The organism is Winogradskyella sp. KYW1333, from assembly GCF_003335675.1.
In the GTDB taxonomy this organism is placed as follows: Bacteria; Bacteroidota; Bacteroidia; order Flavobacteriales; family Flavobacteriaceae; genus Winogradskyella.
Map to the genome: position 1 here is coordinate 660,289 of NZ_QPHL01000017.1, position 25,597 is coordinate 685,885.

22 protein-coding genes are annotated in these 25,597 nt (G+C 33.8%); 16 read left to right on the forward strand and 6 right to left on the reverse strand.

Features of this window, described 5'->3' with window-relative positions:
* Positions 1-54 precede the first annotated feature (54 nt).
* Positions 55-1,830 carry a peptide MFS transporter gene (locus DUZ96_RS12650; protein ID WP_114302295.1) on the forward strand — a complete coding sequence of 592 codons (1,776 nt, stop codon included), beginning with the start codon at positions 55-57 and terminating at the stop codon, positions 1,828-1,830.
* A gap of 85 nt (positions 1,831-1,915) precedes the next feature.
* The gene (locus DUZ96_RS12655) at positions 1,916-2,488 is read left to right on the forward strand and encodes a thioredoxin fold domain-containing protein (RefSeq protein WP_114302296.1); all 573 of its coding nucleotides are present in this window, start codon (positions 1,916-1,918) and stop codon (positions 2,486-2,488) included.
* 7 nt (positions 2,489-2,495) lie between these two features.
* Here the strand turns inward: DUZ96_RS12655 and DUZ96_RS12660 are convergent, their stop codons facing one another.
* Genes DUZ96_RS12660 through surE form a run of 4 tightly spaced genes read right to left on the reverse strand, consistent with a single transcriptional unit; the run spans position 2,496 to position 6,971 of the window.
* Positions 2,496-4,526 (reverse strand): ComEC/Rec2 family competence protein, encoded by a 2,031-nt coding sequence (locus tag DUZ96_RS12660; protein WP_114302297.1) that lies wholly within the window; start codon positions 4,524-4,526, stop codon positions 2,496-2,498.
* A 29-nt stretch (positions 4,527-4,555) separates the two neighbouring features.
* Entirely contained in the window at positions 4,556-5,065 is a 510-nt protein-coding gene (locus DUZ96_RS12665) for a C40 family peptidase (protein ID WP_114302298.1), read from the reverse strand.
* A 1-nt stretch (position 5,066) separates the two neighbouring features.
* Positions 5,067-6,176, reverse strand: coding sequence for a lipid-A-disaccharide synthase (gene lpxB, locus DUZ96_RS12670; protein WP_114302299.1), 1,110 nt, complete (start codon positions 6,174-6,176; stop codon positions 5,067-5,069).
* Between the two features lie 12 nt (positions 6,177-6,188).
* Entirely contained in the window at positions 6,189-6,971 is a 783-nt protein-coding gene (gene surE, locus DUZ96_RS12675; protein WP_114302300.1) for a 5'/3'-nucleotidase SurE, read from the reverse strand.
* A 170-nt stretch (positions 6,972-7,141) separates the two neighbouring features.
* Here surE and DUZ96_RS12680 point away from each other — a divergent pair, with 170 nt between their 5' ends.
* Positions 7,142-9,319 (forward strand): carboxy terminal-processing peptidase, encoded by a 2,178-nt coding sequence (locus tag DUZ96_RS12680; protein ID WP_114302301.1) that lies wholly within the window; start codon positions 7,142-7,144, stop codon positions 9,317-9,319.
* Between the two features lie 8 nt (positions 9,320-9,327).
* On the forward strand, positions 9,328-10,422 hold the full coding sequence (locus DUZ96_RS12685) for an ABC transporter permease (RefSeq protein WP_114302302.1): 1,095 nt from the start codon (positions 9,328-9,330) through the stop codon (positions 10,420-10,422).
* A 3-nt stretch (positions 10,423-10,425) separates the two neighbouring features.
* Here the strand turns inward: DUZ96_RS12685 and yihA are convergent, their stop codons facing one another.
* Positions 10,426-11,040 carry a ribosome biogenesis GTP-binding protein YihA/YsxC gene (gene yihA / locus DUZ96_RS12690; RefSeq protein ID WP_114302303.1) on the reverse strand — a complete coding sequence of 205 codons (615 nt, stop codon included), beginning with the start codon at positions 11,038-11,040 and terminating at the stop codon, positions 10,426-10,428.
* Between the two features lie 39 nt (positions 11,041-11,079).
* On the reverse strand, positions 11,080-11,844 hold the full coding sequence (locus DUZ96_RS12695; RefSeq protein ID WP_114302304.1) for an alpha/beta fold hydrolase: 765 nt from the start codon (positions 11,842-11,844) through the stop codon (positions 11,080-11,082).
* 286 nt (positions 11,845-12,130) lie between these two features.
* Here DUZ96_RS12695 and mraZ point away from each other — a divergent pair, with 286 nt between their 5' ends.
* Genes mraZ through ftsA form a run of 12 tightly spaced genes read left to right on the forward strand, consistent with a single transcriptional unit; the run spans position 12,131 to position 25,592 of the window.
* Positions 12,131-12,601, forward strand: coding sequence for a division/cell wall cluster transcriptional repressor MraZ (gene mraZ, locus DUZ96_RS12700; RefSeq protein ID WP_114302305.1), 471 nt, complete (start codon positions 12,131-12,133; stop codon positions 12,599-12,601).
* Positions 12,588-13,484 carry a 16S rRNA (cytosine(1402)-N(4))-methyltransferase RsmH gene (gene rsmH / locus DUZ96_RS12705; protein WP_114302362.1) on the forward strand — a complete coding sequence of 299 codons (897 nt, stop codon included), beginning with the start codon at positions 12,588-12,590 and terminating at the stop codon, positions 13,482-13,484. The genes mraZ and rsmH overlap by 14 nt, the downstream gene beginning before the upstream one ends.
* Positions 13,481-13,801, forward strand: a complete 321-nt coding sequence (locus DUZ96_RS12710; protein ID WP_114302306.1) for an FtsL-like putative cell division protein — start codon at positions 13,481-13,483, stop codon at positions 13,799-13,801. Before rsmH ends, DUZ96_RS12710 begins: the two co-directional genes overlap by 4 nt.
* A 7-nt stretch (positions 13,802-13,808) precedes the next feature.
* The gene (locus DUZ96_RS12715) at positions 13,809-15,818 is read left to right on the forward strand and encodes a penicillin-binding protein (protein ID WP_114302307.1); all 2,010 of its coding nucleotides are present in this window, start codon (positions 13,809-13,811) and stop codon (positions 15,816-15,818) included.
* On the forward strand, positions 15,815-17,278 hold the full coding sequence (locus DUZ96_RS12720; RefSeq protein ID WP_114302308.1) for a UDP-N-acetylmuramoyl-L-alanyl-D-glutamate--2,6-diaminopimelate ligase: 1,464 nt from the start codon (positions 15,815-15,817) through the stop codon (positions 17,276-17,278). The genes DUZ96_RS12715 and DUZ96_RS12720 overlap by 4 nt, the downstream gene beginning before the upstream one ends.
* A complete protein-coding gene (mraY, locus tag DUZ96_RS12725) occupies positions 17,279-18,520 on the forward strand; it encodes a phospho-N-acetylmuramoyl-pentapeptide-transferase (protein WP_114302309.1) in 1,242 nt (413 codons plus the stop codon).
* Entirely contained in the window at positions 18,520-19,851 is a 1,332-nt protein-coding gene (gene murD, locus DUZ96_RS12730) for a UDP-N-acetylmuramoyl-L-alanine--D-glutamate ligase (RefSeq protein WP_114302310.1), read from the forward strand. The genes mraY and murD overlap by 1 nt, the downstream gene beginning before the upstream one ends.
* Positions 19,852-19,902: 51 nt before the next feature.
* Positions 19,903-21,099: an FtsW/RodA/SpoVE family cell cycle protein gene (locus DUZ96_RS12735; RefSeq protein ID WP_114302311.1), complete on the forward strand. Its 1,197-nt coding sequence runs from the start codon at positions 19,903-19,905 to the stop codon at positions 21,097-21,099.
* On the forward strand, positions 21,099-22,196 hold the full coding sequence (murG, locus tag DUZ96_RS12740) for an undecaprenyldiphospho-muramoylpentapeptide beta-N-acetylglucosaminyltransferase (RefSeq protein ID WP_114302312.1): 1,098 nt from the start codon (positions 21,099-21,101) through the stop codon (positions 22,194-22,196). The genes DUZ96_RS12735 and murG overlap by 1 nt, the downstream gene beginning before the upstream one ends.
* Entirely contained in the window at positions 22,193-23,545 is a 1,353-nt protein-coding gene (gene murC / locus DUZ96_RS12745; RefSeq protein ID WP_114302313.1) for a UDP-N-acetylmuramate--L-alanine ligase, read from the forward strand. Before murG ends, murC begins: the two co-directional genes overlap by 4 nt.
* The gene (locus tag DUZ96_RS12750) at positions 23,535-24,254 is read left to right on the forward strand and encodes a cell division protein FtsQ/DivIB (RefSeq protein WP_114302314.1); all 720 of its coding nucleotides are present in this window, start codon (positions 23,535-23,537) and stop codon (positions 24,252-24,254) included. Before murC ends, DUZ96_RS12750 begins: the two co-directional genes overlap by 11 nt.
* 3 nt (positions 24,255-24,257) lie before the next feature.
* Entirely contained in the window at positions 24,258-25,592 is a 1,335-nt protein-coding gene (gene ftsA, locus DUZ96_RS12755) for a cell division protein FtsA (protein WP_114302315.1), read from the forward strand.
* The last annotated feature ends 5 nt before the right edge of the window (positions 25,593-25,597 follow it).

Consider the following 25,597-nt stretch of genomic DNA (forward strand, 5'->3'; position numbering starts at 1 on the left):
TTATTCAATAGTATTGCAAAAGGGTTTTTCTTAACTAACTAAACAATCTATTTTATGAGTACTTCATCCGAAAATTTTTTCGCGACAAAGGTAATGGGACATCCAGCAGGTCTGTTTGTTTTATTCTTTACTGAAATGTGGGAGCGTTTTTCGTATTACGGAATGCGTGCAATCCTTGTTATTTTTCTAACCGGAGTGGTTACTGGAGATAATCCTGGTTGGGGCTGGGATAAATCTGCGGCTTTGTCGCTTTTAGGTACTTATGCCATGTTTGTATACCTTACACCGATAGTTGGTGGGTGGTTAGCTGACAATAAGATTGGGTACAGACTTGCAGTTGTTATAGGTGCACTTCTAATGACTTTAGGACATGCATCCATGGCTGTAGAAACACCTACTTTTCTCTATATTGGTATAGCGCTTTTAATATTAGGAAATGGTTTTTTTAAGCCTAATATGACCTCAATAATTTCAAAAATGTATGAGGGGCACGACGATAAAAAAGATGGTGCGTACAACATTTTTTATATGGGTGTAAATGCAGGAGCATTCATTGGAATAATGCTTTGTGGCTGGGTTGGTGAAAAAGTTGGTTGGAGTTATGGATTTGGTTTAGCCGGTATTTTTATGTTTTTAGGTATGGTTCAATTTTATTATGCCCAACCGCTATTCGGTGATGTTGGAGCAAAGCCTAAAGACGAAGATAAAGGCATAATTGATACCCTAACCGATAATCTAGATGACACGAAAGAAAAAATCAGTGGTAAGCTTAATAAGTTTGTAACGATAGACTATGTTTTAATTACCATTTTTGTTCTTTCCGCATTGATATTTATTGTTAATGATCCATTAAGTAAAATAGGTAACATTAATGTGCTTAGTTTTGATATTGCTGGGATGACAGATTCTCTGTTTTTTGCCTTGCTAGCTGCACTTCTCTTTATTGTTATACTTATTGTGAGAATACCTAGATATGAAAAAGTTGTGAGAGACAGAATGATTGCTTTTACTATCTTCTGTATATTCACTATTTTCTTCTGGGCAGCGTTTGAGCAAGCAGCAGGTTCATTACCACTTTACACAAGAGATTTTACGGATAGATTATTGGTCGGTAGTGCCGCAACAACTTTTAAAGTTGTAGATTTAATAGTTACAGTTGTGCCATTAGCCATAATTACTTATGTTTTATTAAGTCTCTTTAGACAGACATTTAATAGAATTAGTTTTTCTAATATTGTTTTAGGAATCAGTTTCTTAATAGTTTGGGCTATTGTTATTTTTAAATTATATACCGAATATCAGGCAACTGAGACAGAAGTACCTGTAACATGGTTCGCCATTTTAAACTCATTATTTATAATAATTTTTGCACCATTATTCACGAAATGGTGGGATAGCAAATACAATCCACCAGCTTCCGTAAAATATGGTTTGGGATTAATAATAATGGCCATAGGATTTGGTTTTCTGGCATTTGCAACAAGAAATGTGCCTCTAGGTGCATCTACTGCTAAATTGAGTATGATGTGGTTAGTTTTAGCTTATTTATTCCACACACTTGGTGAATTATGTTTGTCACCAATGGGATTGTCTTACCTGAGTAAACTTGTGCCAGCGAGAATGGTAGCATTTATGTTTGGTGTGTACTATTTGGCAATTGCAATTGGAAACAAAATGGCGCATTATGTAGGGGGTGATATAGAGAAAATAACAAACGAAAGCGGTTTGTCATATTTCTTTTTAATCTTTACAATTGTACCTATTGTATTGGGTCTAGTATCTTTTGCGTTACATCCATTATTAAAACGATTAATGCACGGTGTACGTTAATGTATAACCGTTAAAAAAACTTAAAATGCTCCTGTATTGGAGCATTTTTTGTAAGTTCGAAACGAATATTGCAACAAATCGAAATATGAAAAGGCTACAATACATAATTGCTTTCTTAATGTTTGGGTCATTGGTGTCCGCACAAAATACTGCTACAGAGACCAAAGGTGAAATTAATTGGATTACCATTGAGGAGGCATTAGAATTACAGAAAAAAGAACCCAAAAAGATATTTATGGATGTTTACACCAATTGGTGTGGGCCATGTAAATTATTGGATAAAAATACATTTCATAATCCTGATGTGATTGATTATGTAAATGAAAACTACTATGCCGTTAAATTTGATGCTGAAGGCAATTCTACAGTTAATTTTAAGGAACAAACATTTAGTAATCCCAATTTTGATCCAGCAAAGATCAATAGACGTAACGGAGTGCACCAGTTTGCTAAATTTTTAAAGGTAAGTGGATATCCTTCAATGTTGTTTTTTGATGAAGAGGCTAATTATTTAACACCGGTTACTGGGTATTTAAAACCACAGCAATTAGAGTTATACCTAAAATTGTTTGGAGAAGATAAGCATAAGGAAATGACAACTCAAGAAGCATTTAACGATTATTACAGAGCCTTTAAACCATCGTTTAAGGCGCAATAAGTATATTTTATTTTAAAATTAAAGCTCCCTTTTCATTGGTATAATGGAAAGGGATTTTTTTGTCTTCACATGTACTTTTCCAGCGAAATACATAAGATTTAAAATTACTTGCGTCAGCAATAATAAGTTTGGGGTTGATGTTGTCAATTAGTCTGTTTAGGTTAATTTTTGGTGAGTTTCTCAATAGTATCATATCTGGTTTAAAACTCAAATTTTTGTATACTCCAAGACTGTCAATTACTAAGATTTTATTGTTTTGGAAATTATATAAATATTGAATGCTATCCTCAACAACTTCAGAAATAGATTCACCGATCTTATAATTTGATATAACATTATCATATTTCCTTTTTTCAGAGTTTAAATTGTGATGGACTATTAATTGACTATTTAGTTTTTGTCCAATCATTGTAAATCTACTTTTATTAAAAACGATAAATACATCACTTAATGAATGATGTTTGGTATTTAATTGTATGACCTGAAATCCAATAACTCCTATAAAACAAATAGCTAGCCATTTAAAAACACGCTTCTTATAGGTTTGTATAGCTCCTACAACAATTAAATAAGCCAACAATACCTGAAAAATAGTAAAAGGAATATCTTTTAATAGAAAAGATTCAAATTGTGCAATCCAACTAATAAAATCATTTAATAACTCAATTATGAAACTATAAACATCAACAATAGTCTTATTCAACCCATCTAGTAATGCCATAATGATAACAAATAAACCAAACCCAAGTATTAGACTTAAAAATGGAATAACTACAAGATTAGAAATGAAAAATAGACCAGGAAATTGATGAAAATAAAACAGACTAATTGGAACAACTCCAATTTGGGCTGCTAATGTTACCGTGAATATTTGCCATAGTTTGTCAGGAATTAAAAACTTTGGTTTCCATAGTTTATATAATATGGGTTGGAAACTGACAATTCCAAAAACTGCCAAATAGCTTAATTGAAAACCAACTTCGAACAAAAATATAGGTTTAAATAATAATATTAAAAATGCCGAGATGAAGAGCGTGTTGTAAATATTTGTTGGTCGTTTGTAATGCATAGCAATACTAATAATGCTAAACATAGTAACTGCTCTTGTAACTGAGGGTGATAAACCGGCAATAACTGCAAATGACCATAATAGAATAATGATAATCAAAGGCCTTAATATCCTGCCATTTCTAAGATATAAAAATGGTCTAAGAATGAAGTTAAGTATCCATAATAGGATACCAACATGTAAGCCGGAGACTGCTAAAATATGTATTGTCCCTGAGTTGACATAACTATTATAAATACTCTTGTCTATAGATTGTCTTTGACCTAATAAAAGCGCATTAATGATACCTAAAACATCATTCTTAAAACCAGCTTCAATCAGGTTTTTATTAATTGCCACTCTCAATTTATCAGCATATCCGTAGATAGTGGTTTTATTATTAGTTATAATCTTAAGAGCGTCTGAATTTAAATACAATTGATGGTAAACTTGTTTTAGCTCTAAATATTTCCTGTAATCAAATTGATACGGATTTAATGGTTTCTGAATATCATTAACAATTGTTGAGGCAAATACAATATCGTCAATACCTAGTGTGCTTTTTAGACTGTCATGTTTTATATTAATTAGTATTTTCCCAGATGACTCCTGATTATTGATCGACTTTATTTTTACGATATACTTATCGTTATAGGCGTCTGACTTAAGTCGCCCAACAACTTTGAAAATGAATATGTTGTTTTTATCTTCTAGTATTTTATGGCTATAGTGAGAGGTTTTAGTTTTTTGATCTTGTAAGTTATAGGCATTAATACCAATACCAATCATACATAGATAAGTGAGAGCGCCAAAAAAAGGTAGTCTGTCAATTTTATTTTTTAGTATTAACAGTATTATCCCAATTGCAACTAATAATACAGTTGTAGTAAGTAAAATCAGATTTTGATTTAGTTTCAAATAATGTGCTAGTACTATGCCAAGAATTAGACAAAACGTAAGTTTAATGATATTGAAATTGAGGAGATTCATTGAAATGAAGCTCTAAAATAAGAAAAGTATTATAATACGCGTCTCGCCTGTACAAAGGCAAAATACCAATAGCGTTCTGCTAGAGAAGAAACCATTACGCCCTTACTGCTAGAAGCATGTATAAACTCAACATTACCAGTACGCACTTCAGTAACAATACCAACATGATTTACTTTTCGAGAATTTTTCTTGGTGGCAAAAAACACAAGGTCACCAACATTAACCTCTTTAAGATCTATCCAATCACCTGCAGATTTTAAATCACTAGTAGTTCTAGGTAAATCAATTTCATGTTGCTTAAAGCTGGTATAGATTAAACCAGAGCAGTCCATACCTCGTTTTGTTGTACCTCCATATTTATAACGTGTGCCATTAAATGACTTAGCGTATTTTACAATGGCATTGGCTTCTTTAGTAGGCTTGTTGGTAGTAGTAACATTTATAATTTTAGTTGATGTTTTAGAGGCTGTATATTTCTTTTTTGACTTACAGCTACTCAGGCACAAAGCCATAAGGATAATAAGTAGTAGTTGTTTCATACTAAGAAATTGCTTCATAAATTAATTTGGCAGCCTTGTCACTAGCACCTTTTCCACCGAGTTTCTGCTCTAGCTCATAATAATCCAAATATAGTTGTTCACGCTTTTCAAAATTTAAAATTGCCTTAAGCTCCTTTGTCAATTGCTCTTTATTTAAATCCCCTTGTATTAGTTCCGTAACAACTTCTCTGTCCATTATTAAATTCACTAACGAAATATACTTTAATGTTATTATTTGTTTTGCAATATGATAGGATATTGGATTTGCTTTATAACATACTACTTGAGGCACCTTATACAATGCTGTTTCTAATGTGGCAGTGCCAGATGTTACAAGTGCAGCATTAGATATGCTTAACAAATCATATGTTTTATTAGATATAAAACTAACATTATCTTGTTTTATGAATTGCTTGTAAAATTCATAATCTTGACTTGGTGCACCGGCTATAACAAATTGATAATCTTCGAAGTCATTAACCAAACTTAACATCACTCCAAGCATTTTGGTAATTTCTTGTTTTCTGCTACCAGGTAACAATGCAATAATTGGTTTGCTACTTAGATTATTTGATTTTCTAAACTCGTTTTCGTTTACATGTGGTCTATCGGTTATTCCATCTATTAAGGGGTGCCCAACAAAATTAACTTTATAGCTGTACTTTTCGTAAAACTCCTTTTCAAATGGAAGGATGCAGTACATGGCATCTACATCTCTTTTAATTTTTTCAACTCGTTTGACTCTAGATGCCCAAACTTGAGGAGAAATATAATAATGCGTTTTAAATCCTTGTTGCTTTGCCCATTTTGCAATACGTAGATTAAAACCAGAATTATCAATGAATACTATTACATCAGGTTTAAATGAAGCTATATCCGTTTTGCAAAACTTTATAAGGCCTAGAATTTTTCTGAGATTAATAATCACTTCAGCAAAACCCATAAATTGACGTTCCTTATAATGCTTAACCAAAGTTCCACCAACTGATTGCATTAAATCGCCACCCCAAAATCTTATGTCTGCTTTTTCATCTTGCTTATAGAGTGCTTTCATGAGATTAGATCCGTGTAAATCTCCCGAGGCCTCACCTGCAACTATATAGTACTTCATGCTAAAAACTTATTAGTTGTCTTCTTTATTGAGTTGCCATGTATTTAAGCGTTGAATGGTATGATGTGCTGTAAGATCAAATTGAACTGGTACAACTGAAATATATCCATTTGCTAAAGCCCATTCATCTGTATCTTCACCATGATCCATGTTTACAAATTTTCCCGTTAGCCAATAGTATTCGCGACCCATAGGATTTGTGCGTTTATCAAATTCTTCCTTCCAATTTGCTCGTGCTTGCCTACATACTTTAATTCCTTTTATTTCCTTTTTTTGAAGTTTTGGAATATTCACATTTAAGACAACACCATCTGGTAGTCCGTGTTTTAAGACCTCTCTCGTAATAGTTTCAACAAATGATTCGCTTGGCTCAAAGTTGGCACTCCAATTGTAATCTAGAAGTGAAAAACCAATGGCAGGTATACTTTCTATTCCGGCTTCTAAGGCTGCACTCATGGTGCCAGAGTATATTACATTGATTGAAGAATTAGAGCCATGGTTAATACCAGATACACAAATATCTGGTTTTCGGTCTAAAATTTCATTTACAGCTAATTTCACACAGTCTGCAGGGGTGCCAGAGCAACTATACTCAGGTTGGTTTCCATCAATTGTAACCTTTTCAATATGTAATGTAGAATTAATAGTAATTGCATGTCCCATTGCACTTTGAGGGCTATCTGGTGCAACAACAACAACATCTCCGATTCCATTCATAATTTTAACTAAAGTACGCAATCCAGGTGCAGTGATACCATCATCATTTGTGACTAAAATTAAAGGGCGTTGAGACATTGTAATCCTTGTTTTTATTATTGATGTAAAAATACTAAAAAGGTTTACAATCCTTCACGGTGTGCATCTTTAACAAAAAATTAGTGCCTTGTTTTTTTATGGCACGATTTTTTCTCACTATTTTAGTGAACTTTTGATACAGTAATTAATAGCAAAAAAATAAAGAGATTATGAGAGGGAATTATAAGTTTTTTCTGTTAGCACTATTAATAGCATTTGCATCTTGTAGCTTCACTAGCAAGACATTTGATAACCCTGATAAAGACAAATTATTAATTCAGTTAATAACCTACGTTTTAGATCAAGGACATTTTGATCCTCAGGAGTTAAATGACGATTTTTCGGCCAATGTATTTGAAGACTATCTATCGCAATTAGATCCATTCAAACGTTATTTCTATGCCTCAGATATTGAAGAGTTTGAAGTTTATAAAGATCAAATAGATGATCAATTAAGAAACTATGATGTGTCGTTTTTCAATATAACTCATCAAAGATTACTTGAACGTATCGAAGAATCTGAAAAGTTATATGAAGAGATTTTAGAGGTTCCATTTGATTTCAGCAAAGACGAAACTTATACTTCTGAATATGAAACATTATCGTATGTTAAGAACAAAAAAGAAATGAAAGAACGTTGGAGACAACAACTTAAGTTCTCCACAATTGCAAATTATGATGAAACCGTTTCTCAACGTGATACTGAAATTACAGCTGTAGAATTGCCTGAAATCGTTTTTTCAGCTAAGAACGAAAAATTGCAAACGAAAGAAAAAAAGTCAATGGCAGAGCTTGAAAAAGAGGCCCGTGAGACTACTAAGCGCTCGCTAGATGAATTATATGACTTTATTGATGATAGACAACGAAAAGATTGGTTTGCTGTTTACATTAATGCAGTTGTTGAAGAATTTGATCCTCATACATTTTATTTTGCACCAGAAGATAAAGATCGTTTTGATGTTGCCATGTCAGGTAACTTTGAAGGCATAGGTGCAAGACTGCAAAAAAAGATGGATGCTATAGTAGTGAATGAAATAATTAGTGGTGGTCCAGCATGGAGAGCAAATGAATTAGAAGTTGGAGATCATATACTTAAAGTGAAGCAAGAAGATGAAGAGGAGGGGGTGAATGTAGTTGGCATGAGATTAGACGATGCTATCAAATTTATTAAAGGCCCAAAAGGTACAGTTGTTACGCTAACTCTTAAAAAGGTTGATGGTACAATAGAGGATATTTCTATAACGAGAGATATTGTGGAATTAGAGGAAACTTATGCAAAATCTTCAACCGTTGAGAAAGATGGCAAAACATTTGGTGTAATTAATTTACCTAAATTTTATGTTGATTTTCAAAGTTATGACAATCGCAACGCAGCTTCAGATATTAAACAAGAAATTATTCGCCTTAAGGAAGCTGGGATGGAAGGTTTGGTATTGGATCTAAGAAATAATGGAGGTGGATCATTACAAACCGTTGTTGATATTGTAGGTTTATTTATTGAAGATGGGCCAGTAGTTCAAGTTAAAACTACTGGAGAGCCAAAAGAGGTGCTTAGAGACAGAGACAGAGCAATTGTTTGGGATGGGCCATTAGTAGTTTTAGTAAATGAGCTTTCAGCATCGGCTTCTGAGATATTAGCCGCAGCTATGCAAGATTATAAGCGTGGTATTGTTATTGGAAGCAAGCAGACTTATGGAAAAGGAACCGTTCAGAATGTATTAGATTTAAATAGAATGGTGCGAAATAATTCTAATGGAGATATGGGTGCACTAAAATTTACTACACAGAAATTCTACAGAATAAATGGAGGTTCAACCCAATTAGAAGGTGTTAAAAGTGATGTTGTTGTTCCAGACCGTTATAGCTATATTAATATTGGTGAGAAGGATCAAGAGAACCCGTTACCATGGGATAAGATTGATGCAGTTGATTATCAAGTTTGGGGTAATTACTTTGACTATGATACAACAATAAGTAAAAGTAAAGCTAGAATGGCGGCGAATGAGCAGCTTAAGCTAATTGATGCTAATGCACAATGGGTTAAAAAGATTAGGGACCGCGAAATCTATTCTTTGAATTATGAAAAGTATAGAGAGGAGATGGAGCTCAATGAGCAAGAAGCTAAACGTTTTGAACAATTGTCTGAATATAAAACTGACCTTACTTTTAACTCGTTGCCATATGAGGTAAAATTAATGGATCAAGACACGATTTTGAAGGAAAAACGTAAACGTTGGCATACAAATTTATCTAGAGATGTTTATATTGAAGAGGCATTAAATGTTTTGAATGATTTAAAGATGACTTACGCTATTAAGAATAAAGTTGCCACTTCTGTGAAGAATTAAATCACTAAATGAAAATAGAAAAAAATTCACTAACAAGTTTAGCGCTTCAAAAGTTTAAAAGAAACTTTTGGGGCGTTTTTAGTATAGTGCTAATTGGATTAATAGGTCTAATATCTGTTTTCGCCTATGTATTTGCACCTGATACTTCTATAAATGCTAATCAGATGCATTTATCTATTCATTCCAAGACACCTGGTTTTCAAGTTCAAATGCTAACTATTCCCTCTGGACAAACATCCAATCAAAGTTTTTTTTCAAAACTGTTTTTTGGTGTTGATAATTTAGATACCGAAATCCCCGTATCATCATATAGTATAAAAGAAGGTATGTTATCCTACATGGAATATGCTGTTAACGGAGTGGAAGGAATTGAAAAGCAAATAGGTTTAAGTAATTTTCCAAATAATGATTATCAAAAATATATCGATACAAGAACATTTATTTTTGGTACAGACAAGTATGGTAGAGATTATTTGAGTAGGATTCTGATTGGTTCTAGGATCTCCTTTTTCATTGGATTTGTAGCAGTCTTAATTTCTTTAATTGTAGGATTAATTATGGGTAGTCTCGCGGGTTATTATGGGGGAAAAATTGATGCTGTGATAATGTGGATAATAAATGTAACATGGTCTATACCAACCCTTTTATTAGTTATAGCCATTACTTTGGCACTAGGTAAAGGATTCTGGCAAGTTTTTATTGCTGTAGGATTAACCATGTGGGTTGAGGTTGCAAGAGTGGTTAGAGGGCAAATTATAAGTGCTAAGGAAATGCAATACGTTACAGCGGCAAGGGCATTGGGATACAAGGATTATCGAATTATCACCAAACACATATTGCCCAATATTTTTGGCCCTTTAATTGTTATTTCAGCAGCTAATTTCGCGGCAGCTATTTTAATTGAAAGTGGGTTGAGTTTTTTAGGTATTGGTGCACAACCACCAATGGCTAGTTGGGGAGCTATGATTAAAGATCATTATAATTATATAATTCTAGGGCAACCTTATTTAGCTCTTATACCAGGAATATGCATTATGCTTTTGGTTATGGCATTTATGTTGGTTGGAAACGCTTTCAGAGATGCTTTAGATGTTAAGACCTAATCATTAATTGTTTCTTAAGGCTTCAATTTCATTATTTGTTTCTTCAATAAAACTCAGAACCTCTTCTTGGCCAATTTTTTTACTTGATGATGTTATAAAATAAGGAGGTAATTCTTCCCAGGTTTTCAAAAGTTCCTCACAATATTCTTGTACGTGCCTATCCATAGCCTTTGGTTTCAATTTGTCTACTTTGGTAAAAATAATTCCAAATGGGATACCACTTTCACCTAAATATTGCATAAATTCTAGGTCTATAGGCTGTGGTTTATGTCTTATATCAACCAATACAAATGCGGAGACAAGTTGTGTCCTTTGTTCAAAATAATTGGTAATAAACTTTTGAAATTTCTTCTTTGAAGTTTTTGAAACTCTTGCATAGCCATAGCCAGGAAGATCTACCAAAAACCAATTATTATTTATTATAAAATGATTAATAAGTTGAGTTTTTCCGGGACGCCCAGAAATCTTGGCTAAACTCTTACGGTTAGTCAACATATTAATTAATGAGGATTTCCCAACATTACTGCGTCCTATAAAAGCATATTCTGGTAATGGCTGTTTTGGACATTTAGCCACATCAGAATTACTCACTACAAAATCAGCTGATTTTATTTTCATCGTTAGTTCCTTGTAGATAGGAATATTTATAGTTAAATGTTAGAATTGGCGACTTTCTAACCAGTTGTTTAGGATTTTATTGAACTCTTCTGGATGCTCCATCATGGCGGCATGCCCGCACTTATTAATCCAATATAAATCAGAATCTGGCAGGAGGTTATGAAACTCTACCGCCACCTCAGGAGGTGTAACCGTGTCGTTTTTACCCCAAATTATACATGTTGGAGTGTGCATTTTTGGAAGATCACCAGCCATATTATGTCTTATGGCACTTTTAGCGATAGCCAAGGTTTTAACCAATTTATTTCTATTATTTACAGTTGCATAAACCTCATCAACAATTTCTTTGGTTGCAACTTCTGGGTCGTAAAATACGTCTTGTGCTTTCTTTTTGATGACTTCATAGTCACTACGCTTGGTATAACCACTCCCCATAGCACTTTCATAAAGCCCTGAACTACCGGTGATTACAAGTCCTTTAACTTTTTTAGGGTACATTTTCGTGTGGTATAATCCTATATGACCGCCAAGGGAATTTCCTAACAAAATGACTTCGTCAAATCCTTTGAAATCAATAAAATCTTTCAGGTAATTAGCAAAACTTTTTACATTGGTTTTAACTAAGGACATGGTATAAATAGGTAATTCTGGTATAATTACTTTGTAGCCATTTGAGCCAAAATAATTAGTTACTGCATCAAAATTACTAAGTCCTCCCATTAATCCATGGAGCACTATAATTGGTGTGCCTTCTCCTACTTCAATATAACTATAATCCTTCTCTTTTTTTAAAAGGTGTGCCATTTATAATGTTAGTGCTTTCGTGTTAAAAACAAATATAACTAAATCCTTTTGAAATTAATCTTTAGGCATAAAATATCAATTTTTTAGGAAACCTAATCTTATTCATAGAGTGTTGATAATTACCACATGAAAATTATTACTCAACCTGTTGATATAACTGTATTGCACGAAACTTTTTATCGATTAAAAATAAAACTTATCAACAAATGTGGGATTATGTGGTAAAATGTGGTGTTTTTTTCAATATATTTGAAATTCAATCGTTAAAATTCGGATTACTAATAAATTGAAATCATTCATAGGAACATACGAGTGTAAAGCAGATACCAAGGGAAGGTTGATGATACCGGCTGTATTAAAAAAGCAGCTTTCATCTGCATTGCAGGATGGTTTTGTTTTGAAGCGTGCAGTTTTTCAAACATGCTTAGAACTTTATCCAATGGCTGAATGGAATTTGCTAATGGATAAAGTGAACAAGCTAAATCGCTTCAAGAAAAAGAATAATGATTTTATAAGACGATTCACTGCAGGAGTAAAAATGGTAGAGGTGGATAATGCTGGACGTCTTCTCATCCCTAAAGATTTAATAAACTTTTCTGGTATAACCAAAAATGTGGTATTAGCATCTGCTGTTAACATTATTGAAATTTGGGATAAAGACAAATACGAAACAGCAATCGATGATGCTACATCAGATTTTGCAGATTTAGCTGAGGAGGTAATGGGTCAAGATGAGAATGACAATGGCCTATCATAATGCAGTATTACTCAAAGAAACGGTTGATGGTTTAAATATTAAACCAGATGGTATTTATGTAGATGTCACTTTCGGTGGAGGTGGTCATAGCAAAGAATTACTATCAAGATTAGGCAAAGATGGGAAGTTGTTTGCATTTGATCAGGATAAGGATGCCTTAGCAAATTCTATTGATGATAACAGGTTCGTTCTCATTAATGAGAACTTCAGATTTATAAAAAGGTTCTTAAGGTTTTACGGAGTTAAGGAAGTAGATGGTGTGCTAGCCGATTTCGGTGTTTCATCTCATCAGTTTGACGTAGCTGAACGTGGTTTTTCAACCCGATTTGAAGCTGATTTGGACATGAGAATGAATCAACAAAATGCTTTGTCTGCATTTGAAGTGATCAACACCTATGATGAAGAGAAACTAAAGCAAGTTTTTTATCAGTACGGTGAGTTGAGGCAAGCACCGGCAATAGCAAGAGAAATTGTTTCGGAAAGGAAGAAAGAGGAGATTAAAACTAGTAAGCAATTAAAAGTTATTCTAAAAAGGTTTTTAAATCACAAAAAAGAAAATAAGGTATTGGCGCAGATTTATCAGGCAATTAGAATAGAAGTCAATCAAGAAATAGAAGTATTAAAGGAACTACTTCTACAAATGCCTGAAATATTAAAAAAAGGAGGTAGGCTTGCTTTTATTTCTTATCACTCTTTAGAGGATAGATTGGTTAAAAGATTTATTAGAAATGGTTTGTTTGAGGGAGAACCAGAACGCGATGTATTCGGAAATTATGAGGTGCCTCTAAAAAAAGTTGGTGGTTTAATTATACCATCACAAGAAGAAATTAAAATTAATAGCAGAGCTAGAAGCGCAAAATTGAGGATAGCTGAAAAAATATGAAGAAAAATATCTATAGCATATTACGTGGCAAATTTCTCATAAGTGATGATTCGTTCAAAAATTGGCGCATTATCATTTTTGTTTCTGTACTAGCAGTTGTAATGATTGCAAGTTCTCATAGTGCCGATAAAAAAGTACATGATATTGCAAGATTGACAAATGAAGTGAAAGAATTAAGGTCTGCATTTGTTGATGGGCGTTCAAAATTAATGCGCTTGAAGATGGAATCAACCATTATCAATAAAGTGGCAGATAAGGGTATTGAAATTTCTGAAATACCACCAAAAAAAATAAAAGTTAAATCACAAAGTGAGTAATTAGATATTGGCAACTACAGAAACTAACATATTAAATAGATTATACTTTGTTTCGGGATCGTTATTTGTTTTTGCGCTTGCTGTTGTGTTTAAGTTATGCAGTATTCAGTTTATTCAAGGTGACGGATACAGGGAGTTAGCGGAGAAGAGAACAGTAAAAGATTTTGAGATACCTGCAAATAGAGGTAACGTGTATTCTGCTGATGGTAGTTTATTAGCAACTTCAATTCCGAAATACGATGTTGGGATTGATCCAGTGACTTCATCTAATAAAAATTTCGAGGCATATATCAGGCCTTTATGTGATTCTCTCCAGGCGTTCACGGGTGAATCGGCCTCTAGTTTTCAAAGCAAATTGAGAAAGGCAAGAGAAACCGACAACCAATATGTTTTGTTGGCAAGAGATTTATCCTATTCAGATTTTATAAGATTCAGGGAATTTCCTTTGTTGAATCTTGGAGCAATCAGAGGTGGATTTGTATTTAGTCAAAAGACCAAACGTGAACATCCAATGGGTAGAATCGCCGAGCGGTCTATTGGTTATGAAAAAATTGACGAAAATGGTTATGCAACTAGAGTTGGTATTGATGGTGCTTTTGGAATAAAGTATTTAAGAGGTGAAAACGGCAAGCGTTTAAAGCAGAAAATAGGTAATGGCCAGTGGAAACCAATTGCAGATTTTAATCAGATAGAACCAAAAGATGGATATGATGTATATACTACTATAGATGTAAACATTCAAGACATAGCACATCATGCCTTGCTTGGTCAATTAGAATATTATAAGGCAGACCATGGTTGTGTCGTTGTTATGGATGTTAAGACAGGTGAAATTAAGGCGATATCTAATTTAGGTAGAAATAAAAATGGTTTCTACTATGAAAGATTAAACTATGCCGTTGGTGAAAGCCATGAACCAGGTTCTACATTTAAGCTAATGGCATTGGCCTCAGGATTGGAGGACAAGTTGATTGATACCAGTGATGTTGTTGATACGGAAAAAGGTATTCTTTCCTTCTATGGAAATAAGGTAAGAGATTCAAGAAATGGTGGTTATGGAAAAATTACAGTAGCTGAGGCATTTGAAGTTTCTTCAAATACAGGAATTGTTAAGGCGATAGATAACGCCTATCGAAAAAATCCTTCAAAGTTTGTTGATAGGTTATATTCAATGAATTTGAATGATAGTTTGGCGTTACCAATTATCGGTGAGCCAAGCCCTATAATACCCGATCCTAGAATTAAAAATGGCCGGTGGAGTGGTATAGCCTTACAATGGATGGCCTATGGTTATGGTGTCTCCTTTACGCCATTGCAAACATTGACGTTTTACAACGCTATTGCAAATGATGGGGTAATGGTTAAACCAAGATTTTTAAAAGAAGTAAGAAAGTTTGACAAGGTAATTGTGCCTTTTGAAAAAGAGATAATCAATCCAAAAATATGCTCAGAGCCAACCGTTAAAAAGCTACAAGCACTTTTGAAAAATGTCGTTGAGAAAAAGCATGGAACAGGACATCGTCTTTACTCAGATAACTTCTCAATGGCCGGTAAAACAGGGACATGTCAAAAAGATTATGCAACCAAGGACAAATTAAATTATATATCCTCGTTTGCTGGATTTTTTCCTGCCGACAATCCTAAGTATTCGTGTATTGTTGTTATACATGAGCCAGATAAAAGTGTTGGGTATTATGGTGCGGACGTGTCTGGTCCTGTCTTTAAACGAATTGCACAAAAAATTTATACTGATACTCCAATAATTGAGGAGGTTCAATCTCTAGATTTCAAAAATGATGTTGTCAATGAAGATTTTGGTCACTATAACGACATGGCTAATAAGTACAAACAGTTAATGCCATATGTTGTGGGAATGCCAGCAATGGATGCTGTTGCTTTATTAGAGAATCTTCAGGTAAATGTAAAATTAAATGGCAGTGGAGTTGTTAGAAAGCAGTCAATCGATAAGCATCAAAAATTAAAGCCAAATCAAACTATTGTTCTCGAGGCATCATGAATGTTTTAAAAGACATATTATATAAGGTCACTTTAAATGCCGTATTAGGTAGTACTGGTATTGGCATTGAAAAGATTCAATTCGATTCACGTCAAATTTCTAACAATGATGTATTTGTAGCTATAAAAGGAGTTATTTCCGATGGACATGATTATATAACTAAAGCTATTGAGTATGGCGCAATTGCAATTGTTTGCGAAGAATTACCAGATCAATTAAATGAAGAAATAACTTATGTGGAGGTTGCTAATTCAAATCAGGCATTAGCCTTTATGGCAGCAAACTTTTACGAGCATCCTTCTCAAAACTTAAAACTTGTAGGAGTAACGGGTACAAATGGTAAAACAACAGTATCAAGTCTTTTATATCAATTATTTAAAAAAGCTGGTTATAAAGTTGGATTGTTGTCTACGGTTAAGATAATGGTAGATAACAAAGAATATAAAACTGCTCATACTACACCAGATTCCTTGAGTATAAATAAGTATTTAAAGTTAATGAATGACGAAGGTGTAGAATATTGCTTCATGGAGGCAAGCTCTCATGGCATTCATCAAAGTAGAATAGAAGGGTTAAGTTTTGCTGGTGGTATTTTCACTAATCTTTCCCATGATCACTTAGATTATCATAAGTCGTTTGCTGCGTATAGGAATGTTAAAAAGACATTTTTTGATTTATTGCCAAAGACTGCATTTGCACTTTCCAATATTGATGACAAGAATGGATTGGTAATGCTTCAGAATACCCAAGCTAAAAAATTCACTTATGCGTTGAAAAACTATGCTGATTACAGAGCTCAAATTCTTGAGAATGATTTTAGTGGTTTGCTACTAAAGCTAAACGATAATGAATTATGGACCAAGTTAATAGGGGATTTTAATGCATATAACATATTGGCAATATACGGTACAGCTGAACTTCTAGGGCTTGAAAATAATGAGATATTAAGACTTATAAGTGAGCTGGAAAATGTAAGCGGTCGTTTTCAGTACTTTATTTCTGAAGATAGAATTACAGCAATTGTGGATTATGCACATACTCCTGATGCGTTGAAAAACGTGCTTGGAACTATAAACAGTATAAGGACCAAAAATGAGGAGTTAATTACTGTTGTAGGTTGTGGTGGTGATAGGGATAAAACCAAAAGGCCAAAAATGGCTCATATTGCCTCAGCCTTGAGTACCAAGGTAATTTTTACTAGTGACAACCCTAGAAGTGAAGATCCTGATGCCATAATAGCAGATATGGAAAAAGGTGTTGAGCCTCAAAATTTCAAAAAGACTTTATCAATAACAGATAGAAAGCAAGCTATTAAGACAGCTTGCCAAATGGCAACATCAAAAGATATAATCCTGGTTGCTGGAAAGGGACATGAAACCTATCAAGAAATAAAGGGTCAACGATTTGATTTTGATGATTATAAAACAGTCCAAGAACTATTAAAACAATTGCAAAAGTAGATGCTGTATTACTTATTTGAATATTTAGAACAACAATTCCAATTTCCAGGTGCAACCTTGTTTGGTTTCTTGACTTTTAGAGCAGCAATGGCAATTATTTTATCACTACTTATTTCTACAATTTTTGGTAAGCGAATAATTAGGTTCTTACAAAGACAACAGGTTGGTGAAACCATTAGAGATTTGGGATTAGAAGGTCAGGCAGAAAAAGCCGGTACACCAACAATGGGTGGTATCATAATTATTCTGGCAACCCTTATTCCGGTTTTACTATTAGCGCGACTTGAGAATATTTACGTCATATTACTCATTGTTACAACAATTTGGATGGGAACCATTGGTTTTATTGATGATTACATTAAAAAATTTAAAAATGATAAGGAAGGTCTAAAGGGAAGATTTAAAGTCTTAGGCCAAGTAGGGTTAGGGATAATAGTAGGTGTAACACTTTATTTTCACGAAGATGTTACCATTAAGGAAAAGCTTCCAATTGAACAACAAAAGGTATTACTGGCAGAAAATCCAGATTTACCTGCAACCAAGCTTTTTGAAACTGAAGAAAAATCTACTAAAACAACAATCCCATTCGTTAAAGGAAATGAATTTGACTATTCTAGTTTAATAACATGGATAAGTCCAGAATTAGAAAAATATGCCTGGATCATATTCATTTTGGTTAGTATTTTTATAATTACTGCTGTATCCAATGGTGCAAATTTAACCGATGGAATAGATGGTTTAGCAGCAGGTTCTTCAGCTATAATTGTATTGACTCTTGGAATTTTTGCATGGGTTTCAGGTAACATTATCTTTTCAGAATACTTAAACATAATGTATATACCTCATGTAGAGGAGATCACTATTTACATCGCGGCCTTTGTTGGAGCTTTGGTAGGCTTTTTATGGTACAATGCTTATCCAGCTGAAGTTTTCATGGGAGATACGGGAAGTTTAACTATTGGCGGTATAATAGCTGTCATTGCCATTGCTGTTAGAAAGGAATGGTTAATACCTGTTTTATGTGGCATTTTCCTCGCTGAGAATTTATCTGTTGTAATGCAGGTAAGCTACTTTAAATATACACGGAAAAAATACGGAGAAGGTAGGCGAATATTTAAGATGTCACCTCTGCACCATCATTATCAAAAATCAGGATATCACGAGAGTAAAATTGTTACACGATTTTGGATTATAGGAATACTCTTGGCTATTATTTCTATAGTCACATTGAAGATAAGATAATGAAGAGGTTGGTAATTCTTGGTGGTGGAGAAAGTGGAGTTGGTACTGCGCTTCTGGGAAAAGAAAAAGGATTTGAAGTTTTTGTTTCTGATAAGGGAATAATTAAGAAAAAATATAAGGACGTTCTTTTAAATAATGAGATTGAATTTGAAGAAAAGAAGCATACAGAATTAAAAATTCTGAATGCGGATCTTGTAATGAAAAGCCCAGGAATACCTGATAAGGTAGAACTGATTAAAAAAATCAGAACTGCTAATATCCAAGTGGTTTCTGAGATTGAATTTGCTTCAAGATATACTGATGCAACATTGGTAGCTATTACTGGTAGTAATGGTAAAACCACAACTGCAACCTTAACACATCATATTTTAAGCCAAGACCTAGATGTTGGTTTAGCTGGTAATATTGGTGATAGTTTTGCGAAGCAATTGTTAAAGGAAAATCATCAAAACTATGTGCTTGAGGTAAGTAGTTTTCAACTTGATGATATTTCTCAATTTCAACCAAAAATTGCGGTTCTAACTAATATAACATCAGATCATCTAGATCGGTACGATTATAAATTCGAAAATTATATCGCATCAAAATTCAGAATAGTAGAAAATCAAACTTCTAAAGATTATTTCATCTATGATGCTGATGATCCAATCATTACTGAATGGTTGCAAGAACATTCAATTCAATCAAAATTATTGCCTTTTTCATTGAAAAATGAGATAAAAGAAGGTGCTTATTACAATAACAATGAGATAACGATAATAATAGATAACAACAAGCTAATTATGCCTACAAAAAACATTACACTAGAGGGAAAACACAACATTAAAAATGCAATGGCAGCATCTACTGTTGCACATTTATTAAAAATCAGAAAACAAACAATCAGGGAGAGCCTAGAAAATTTTCAAGGTGTTGAGCACAGGTTAGAGCATGTGCTAAAAATAAATAAGGTACAATACATAAATGACTCCAAGGCAACAAATGTAAATGCAACATATTTTGCATTGGAGAGTATGGATGCTCCTACGGTTTGGATTGTTGGAGGTGTAGATAAAGGCAATGATTATAAGGAGTTGTTTCCATTTGTCAATGAAAAAGTTAAAGCTATCATTTGTTTAGGTGTAGACAATTCAAAGCTGTTTGAGGCTTTTGGAAATATGGTAGATATAATTGTTGAAACTCAATTTATGAGTGAGGCGGTTAAAATTGCATATAAGGTTACAGAGGCAGGTGATAATGTTTTATTGTCTCCAGCATGTGCAAGTTTTGATTTATTTGAAAATTATGAGGATAGAGGACGTCAATTTAAGTACGCAGTACGTAATTTATAAATATTAATGACCATTTGAATTAGGGACTCATTTGGTTACTTAAGGTTAGGCATGCAGAAATTATTAACACAAATAAAAGGGGATAGAGCGATCTGGGCGATTGCAACGTTGTTGGCTATTTTTTCTTTTTTACCTGTATACAGTGCAGCCAGTAATTTGGCTTACACTCATGGTGCAGGTAATACCTTTTCTTTTTTTGTTAAGCATTTTATGCATTTATTTCTTGGATTTTCTATTATTTATGGAGTTCATAAGGTTCCATATAGGTACTTTAAAGGATTGTCAATGATAATATTGCCAATTGTATTTGTATTGCTTTTGGTCACCTTATTACAGGGAACAACAATAAATGGTGCAAATGCAAGTAGATGGATAAAAATACCCATTGTGAATATGTCCTTTCAGACATCCACACTAGCAGCTGTTGTGTTAATGGTTTATGTAGCACGTTACCTGTCTAAAATAAAGGATAAGGTTGTTTCATTTAATGAAACTATAATTCCTCTTTGGGCACCAGTATTTATAATACTTATATTAATACTTCCTGCAAATTTTTCGACAACAGCTATCATATTTACAATGATTATGATGTTAGCATTTATAGGCGGTTACCCAGTAAAATACTTATTGATAATAATTGGAACTGGAATTTTGGCGCTTACAATGTTTGTTCTGGTGGCAAAGGCTTTTCCTGGGGCTATGCCAAATCGAGTGGATACTTGGATGAGCAGGATTGAGAGCTTTGCTAATGGTGAGGATACTGAGGCAGATTATCAAATTGAAAAAGCTAAAATTGCAATTGCTTCAGGAGGTATTCAAGGAGTTGGTCCTGGAAAAAGTAGGCAAAAAAACTTTTTGCCACAATCATCTTCGGATTTCATTTTTGCAATAATCATTGAAGAATACGGCTTATTGGGTGGCCTATTCTTATTGGTACTTTATAGCTGGTTATTATTTAGAATTGTAATTGTATCTCAAAAAGCTGATACCATTTTTGGTAAACTTTTAGTTCTAGGAGTTGGATTGCCAATTGTATTTCAAGCATTAATTAATATGGCCGTTGCTGTGGAGTTATTTCCAGTTACAGGGCAAACACTTCCTTTAATAAGTAGTGGAGGTACTTCTATTTGGATGACATGTTTGGCAATCGGAATAATTCTCAGCGTTAGCGCTAAAAGACAAGAAATAAAGAGCAAGGAAGAAACGGAAAACGATAATCCTTTAGATATTTTAAGCGAGGTGATATAATGGGGAACTATAGATTCATATTATCAGGTGGAGGTACAGGAGGACATATTTATCCTGCCATTGCTATCGCTAATGAATTAAAGGAACGCTATCCAGATGCTGAATTTTTGTTTGTGGGTGCATCCGATAGAATGGAAATGGATAAAGTACCACAAGCTGGTTATAAAATTGAAGGACTTTGGATCTCTGGAATCCAAAGAAAACTTACTATGAAGAATTTAATCTTTCCTTTTAAGCTTATTGCTAGTTTGCTTCGTTCAATGAAAATTCTAAAAACTTTTAAACCCAGTGTTGTTATTGGTACTGGAGGATTTGCAAGTGGGCCATTATTGAAAGTTGCAACAGCTAAGAAGATACCTAGTCTCATTCAAGAGCAAAATTCTTTTCCTGGAATTACGAATCGACTTTTGGCTAAGAAGGTTGATAAAATTTGTGTCGCATATGAAGGGTTAGAGCGATTTTTCCCAAAAGACAAACTAAAACTAACCGGCAATCCAATTAGAAAAGACTTACTTGAGCTTCAGAATAATTCAATAGAGGCAAAAGACGCCTTTAAATTGAGGCATAATAAGCATACGCTGCTTGTTTTGGGTGGTAGTTTGGGCGCACGGAGAATTAATCAACTTATTGAGCATAATATAGAATTTTTTGAAGATCAAAATGTTCAAGTAATATGGCAATGTGGTAAGTTGTATTACAATCAATATAAGATTTACAACAAATTGGATCATATTCAAGTTCATGCGTTTTTAAACCAAATGCAAATGGCTTATGGTGCGGCAGATGTTATTATTTCTAGAGCTGGTGCTATTTCTGTATCCGAAATGTGCGTGGTGGGTAAACCGGTAATTTTTGTGCCCTCTCCCAATGTGGCAGAAGATCACCAGACAAAAAATGCAAAGGCAATTGAGGAAAAAAATGCAGCAATATTAATTATTGAAAGGGACTTGGATGCTAAATTTCAAAACGAATTTTCAGAATTAATTTCTAATGATAATAGGAGGTATGAGTTGAGTTCAAATATTAAGAAGTTGTCGCATTCAAATGCAACTAATGAAATTGTCGATGAAATTGAAAAGCTATTAGATACGGCATGAATTTGAGTAACATACATAATGTGTATTTTATAGGTATTGGAGGAATTGGTATGAGTGCCATTGCACGTTATTTTGTAGCAAATGGAAAGCAAGTCGCTGGTTATGATAGAACTGAAACGGCATTAACAAAAACACTCCAGCAACTAGGTATTGAGATACACTTCAATGAAGATGTAAGCGCAATAGATAGTAAGTATAAAAACCAGGAACAGACTGTGGTTGTTTACACGCCAGCAGTACCAAGAACACATTCTGAATTGATGTTTTTTAATGATAATGATTTTAAGGTATATAAGCGATCCGAAATCTTAGGAGCAATAACACAACAAACCTACTGTTTGGCGGTTGCAGGTACTCATGGTAAGACTACTACAACGAGTATGTTGGGTCATTTACTTAACTATTGTGGAGCTCCAGTTACAGCCTTTCTTGGTGGAATAAGTGAAAATTATAATTCAAATCTAATTCTAAACGGAACGGAAATAACCGTTGTTGAGGCAGATGAGTTTGATAGATCGTTTTTGACATTATCTCCAGATTTGGCTTGCATCACTTCAATGGATGCTGATCATTTGGATATTTATGGAGATGCATCAGAATTAAAAAAGTCATTTAAAGACTTCACTAATTGTATTAAACCAAATGGTAAACTACTTGTAAAAAATGGTTTACCACTAAATGGATTAACGTACGGAATTGAAGACTCTTCGGATTATGCTGCACAAAACGTAAAAATAAATACTGGGAGTTATGTTTTCGATTTTAAAACACCTCTCCAAACTTATAAAGATTTCAGGCTTAGCCTACCTGGTAGACATAATCTGTCGAATGCAATAATAGCCTTGGCGATGGCTGTCGAATACGGGTGCCCTCTCGACCAGCTCGCCAAGGGTTTAGCATCTTATAAGGGTGTTAAACGCAGATTTACCTACCAAATCAAAACTGATAGATTTGTATTTATTGATGATTATGCCCATCATCCTGAAGAGATAAATGCAGTTTATGATGCGGTTCGGGAAATGTATCCTAGTAAAGAAGTATTAGCGGTTTTTCAACCTCACTTGTTTAGCAGAACCAAAGACTTTGCAGATGAGTTTGCGCAGAGTCTTTCAAAATTTGATGAGATTATTTTATTAGATATATATCCTGCACGTGAGGTACCAGTAGAAGGCATAAGCTCGAACTGGCTTTTAAGCAAAATTAAGAACCCAAATAAAAGATTGATTCAGAAGTCTGAGTTGATCAGTGAAATAAAAAATTCAAATGCTCAAATTGTATTAACAATAGGTGCTGGTGATATAGGCGAAGAAGTAGAACGAATAAAAGAAGCTCTTTCAATTGCGAATTAAATATAACGATATAAAAATTATTGGTTTAATCTTATTGGTAGGTTTTCTTTTTGCGTTTTCTAATCAAAGAAATAGTGTCAGAAAAGTAGATTTAAAAGCACCTGTATTTATTGGTGAAAATAAATTATTCATCACTGACCAAACTGTTAGTAAATTGTTAATACAAAATCAACGGCCACTTACGGAACAACCTAAAGATATTATAGATTTGAATGAATTGGAAGTAGCCCTTAATTCTAATTCGATGATTAAAAAAGCAGAAGTGTTTATGTCAGTAGAGGGTGAGCTTTACACGGAAATTGAACAGAAACGACCTATTGCAAGAGTAAGCTCAAATGCATCGTATTACATCGATGATGATGGTTCTTATATGCCTTTATCAAGTAATTATACGGCGAGAGTTCCTTTAGTTACTGGAAACGTTAACAAAAATAGTCTTGAGACAGTTTATGAATTTGCAAGTGCTGTTGATCAAGATGAATTTTTAAAAAAACATGTCATTGAGATTCGTCAGAATGATGACAACACTATAGATTTTAGAATCCGCAAAAGTGATTTTACTGTTCATTTAGGAACATTGAAAAAGCTTGATAAGAAAATAAACAATTTTAAGGCCTTTTACCAGAAGGCATTTAAGGATAAAATATTAGAAACTTATACACGGGTTGATCTAAAATTTGATAAACAGGTGATTTGTACCAAAAAGTAAACTATGGAAAATCATAACATAGCGGTAGGATTAGATATTGGAACTACAAAAATTGTGGCCATGATTGGTCGCAAAAATGAATATGGTAAGCTTGAAATTCTCGGTGTAGGAAAATCCAAGAGCCTAGGTGTTCATCGTGGAGTAGTTAACAACATTACACAAACAATACAATCTATACAACAGGCAACGCAAGAGGCTGAGGTTGCGGCAGGTGAGAAGATTGCTGATGTAACGGTAGGAATCGCTGGTCAGCATATACGAAGTTTACAACATAGTGATTACATCACACGTGCAAATTCAGAGGTTGTAATTGATGAAGCTGATATTGATCGATTAATAAATCAAGTTCACAAATTGGTAATGTTGCCTGGAGAAGAAATAATTCATGTACTGCCACAAGAATTCAAAGTTGATGGTCAAGCGGAAATAAAAGAACCTATCGGAATGTATGGTGGGAGATTAGAAGCCAACTTTCATGTAGTTGTTGGTCAGGTTTCATCAATAAGAAACATTGGAAGATGTATTAAAAGTTCTGGGTTACAGCTAGAGGGGATTACTCTTGAGCCTTTAGCTTCTGCAAATGCAGTATTGAGTCAAGAAGAAAAAGAAGCTGGTGTTGCTTTAATTGATATTGGAGGTGGTACTACAGACCTTGCAGTCTTTAAAGATGGTATAATTAGACATACAGCGGTAATTCCTTTTGGAGGTAATGTGATTACTGAAGATATAAAAGAAGGCTGTTCAATAATTGAAAAACAAGCAGAACTTTTGAAAATGAAATTTGGTTCTGCATGGCCAGGAGAAAATAAGGATAATGAAATTGTTTCAATACCGGGACTAAGAGGAAGAGAACCGAAGGAAATAACACTTAAAAATTTGTCTAAAATCATACACGCACGAGTCGTAGAGATTATAGAGCAAGTTTATGTTGAAATCAAAAATTACGGTCACGAAGAACAGAAGAAAAAATTGATTGCAGGAATTGTTTTAACAGGTGGTGGAAGTCAGTTAAAACATTTAAAGCAATTAGTAGAATATATAACCGGTATGGATACCAGAATAGGTTATCCTAACGAGCATTTAGCAGGAGATAGCGACGATGATATAGCTAGTCCTTTGTTTGCTACTGCTGTTGGTTTAGTGATGGACGGCATTAAACGTCAGGAGCGTAAACAAGCAGAAGATAATGAAGAAATTGATGTCTTACTATCTGAGGAATCAGAACAAGCAACTGAAAATGAAACATTAGCATCTAAAGAAGGAGTTGTTAAAGAAAGACGTTCGTTTTTAGATAAGTTAACCGACCGTGTTAAAGAGTTTTTAGATAACGCAGAATAATAATA

Excerpts from the sequence above, each read along its gene's own strand:
- DUZ96_RS12650 (WP_114302295.1), top strand. The coding sequence starts at position 55 with ATGAGTACTTCATCCGAAAATTTTTTCGCGACAAAGGTAATGGGACAT.
- DUZ96_RS12655 (WP_114302296.1), top strand. The coding sequence starts at position 1,916 with ATGAAAAGGCTACAATACATAATTGCTTTCTTAATGTTTGGGTCATTG.
- DUZ96_RS12660 (WP_114302297.1), bottom strand. The coding sequence starts at position 4,526 with ATGAATCTCCTCAATTTCAATATCATTAAACTTACGTTTTGTCTAATT.
- DUZ96_RS12665 (WP_114302298.1), bottom strand. The coding sequence starts at position 5,065 with ATGAAACAACTACTACTTATTATCCTTATGGCTTTGTGCCTGAGTAGC.
- lpxB (WP_114302299.1), bottom strand. The coding sequence starts at position 6,176 with ATGAAGTACTATATAGTTGCAGGTGAGGCCTCGGGAGATTTACACGGA.
- surE (WP_114302300.1), bottom strand. The coding sequence starts at position 6,971 with ATGTCTCAACGCCCTTTAATTTTAGTCACAAATGATGATGGTATCACT.
- DUZ96_RS12680 (WP_114302301.1), top strand. The coding sequence starts at position 7,142 with ATGAGAGGGAATTATAAGTTTTTTCTGTTAGCACTATTAATAGCATTT.
- DUZ96_RS12685 (WP_114302302.1), top strand. The coding sequence starts at position 9,328 with ATGAAAATAGAAAAAAATTCACTAACAAGTTTAGCGCTTCAAAAGTTT.
- yihA (WP_114302303.1), bottom strand. The coding sequence starts at position 11,040 with ATGAAAATAAAATCAGCTGATTTTGTAGTGAGTAATTCTGATGTGGCT.
- DUZ96_RS12695 (WP_114302304.1), bottom strand. The coding sequence starts at position 11,844 with ATGGCACACCTTTTAAAAAAAGAGAAGGATTATAGTTATATTGAAGTA.
- rsmH (WP_114302362.1), top strand. The coding sequence starts at position 12,588 with ATGGCCTATCATAATGCAGTATTACTCAAAGAAACGGTTGATGGTTTA.
- DUZ96_RS12710 (WP_114302306.1), top strand. The coding sequence starts at position 13,481 with ATGAAGAAAAATATCTATAGCATATTACGTGGCAAATTTCTCATAAGT.
- DUZ96_RS12720 (WP_114302308.1), top strand. The coding sequence starts at position 15,815 with ATGAATGTTTTAAAAGACATATTATATAAGGTCACTTTAAATGCCGTA.
- mraY (WP_114302309.1), top strand. The coding sequence starts at position 17,279 with ATGCTGTATTACTTATTTGAATATTTAGAACAACAATTCCAATTTCCA.
- murD (WP_114302310.1), top strand. The coding sequence starts at position 18,520 with ATGAAGAGGTTGGTAATTCTTGGTGGTGGAGAAAGTGGAGTTGGTACT.
- DUZ96_RS12735 (WP_114302311.1), top strand. The coding sequence starts at position 19,903 with ATGCAGAAATTATTAACACAAATAAAAGGGGATAGAGCGATCTGGGCG.
- murG (WP_114302312.1), top strand. The coding sequence starts at position 21,099 with ATGGGGAACTATAGATTCATATTATCAGGTGGAGGTACAGGAGGACAT.
- murC (WP_114302313.1), top strand. The coding sequence starts at position 22,193 with ATGAATTTGAGTAACATACATAATGTGTATTTTATAGGTATTGGAGGA.
- ftsA (WP_114302315.1), top strand. The coding sequence starts at position 24,258 with ATGGAAAATCATAACATAGCGGTAGGATTAGATATTGGAACTACAAAA.